This window comes from Corallococcus sp. CA053C, from assembly GCF_003611675.1.
GTDB lineage: Bacteria > Myxococcota > Myxococcia > Myxococcales > Myxococcaceae > Corallococcus.
In genome coordinates this window covers 1-1,193 of the sequence record NZ_RAWA01000786.1, presented here as the reverse complement: position 1 = coordinate 1,193, position 1,193 = coordinate 1, and the positions used below count along the sequence as shown (strand labels likewise).

Annotated in this window: 2 protein-coding genes; both read left to right on the top strand. The window is 69.4% G+C overall.

The annotated features are described in order from the left end of the window. The first annotated feature begins 3 nt into the window (after positions 1-3). The gene (locus tag D7V97_RS43130) at positions 4-357 is read left to right on the top strand and encodes a helix-hairpin-helix domain-containing protein (RefSeq protein ID WP_120616281.1); all 354 of its coding nucleotides are present in this window, start codon (positions 4-6) and stop codon (positions 355-357) included. Between the two features lie 376 nt (positions 358-733). After that, positions 734-1,189, top strand: coding sequence for a MarR family winged helix-turn-helix transcriptional regulator (locus D7V97_RS43125; protein WP_233583619.1), 456 nt, complete (start codon positions 734-736; stop codon positions 1,187-1,189). Positions 1,190-1,193: the final 4 nt, after the last annotated feature.

Here is a 1,193-nt window from a genome sequence, read left to right as displayed (position 1 = left end):
CTCGTGAAGTGGGCCTGGGCGTGGGTGTTGGGCTGCGTGCTGATGGGACCGGGACTGTCGGAAGCCGCCAGCTCGCGCACGCAATACGTGGGGGTGGTGAACCTGAACGAGGCCACGGCGGCGGAGTTGGACCTGCTGCCGGGCGTGGGAGAGAAGGCGGCGCAGCGCATCCTCGAGCACCGCAAGAAGCGGCCCTTCGGTCGCGTCGAGGAGCTGGTGCGGGTCAAGGGCTTCGGCAAGAAGAAGTTCCTCAAGCTGCGCGCGCACCTGGCGCTCAGCGGCCCCACGACGCTCAAGGTGGAGAAGGTCCCCGTTCCCCCGTCGCCGGGAAAGGAGGGACTGGCCACGAACCCATGACATCCATCGGTTGAATCGGCTCGGAAGGGGCCGCCGCTTCCAGGCACCGGCATGCCCGGGGGTGGCGGCCCCTTGCCCGTAGAACCCCACCGGGAAGTTCTGGATGACACACCCGGCCAACCCCGCAGGGCATCCCCTTGCGTCAGCGCCGCCAGTCCCGGCGCCAGGCGAGCGGCCCCGTCCTGCGGCGTGCAGTGTCATCAGGATTTTGGTGGCACCGGCAGGCCGACGCGCTAGGACACGCGCACATGGCGGAAAGACAGGGAGGCCGTAGGTGAAGGAGGATTCATCCATGAAGGACTCACAAGTCCCGGAATCAGCAGGTCCGGACGCCGGCAGATCCCGGGTGCCTCAGCTCGGTGACGTGCTGGAGTTCATGCGCCTGCTGTGGGGCGTGGACCATGGCCTCCAGTCCACCTCCAAGCGGATGGAGTCCACCCTGGGACTCACCGGCCCGCAGCGGCTCGTCATCCGCCTGGTCGGTCGCTTCCCGGGCATCACCGCCGGCACGCTCGCGCAGATCCTCCACGTGCACCCCAGCACCCTCACCGGCGTGCTCAAGCGCCTGGAAAAGCGCGGCCTGCTGGAGCGCAAGTCGGATCCGCTCGACGGCCGCAAGGCCCTCTTCGCGCTCACCGACTCCGGCCGCACCCTGGACGTGCCCTCCGAAGGCACCGTGGAGTCCGCGGTGCAGCGCGTACTCGCCCGCATGCCCCGCGACCGAATCCTCTTCACCCAGGAAGTGCTCACCGCGCTCGCCGAGGAGCTGGGGGGCATCCCCATGGCCGAGGACGTCTCCCTGCCCCGCCCCTCGCCCTCCGCGGAGAGCTGACGCC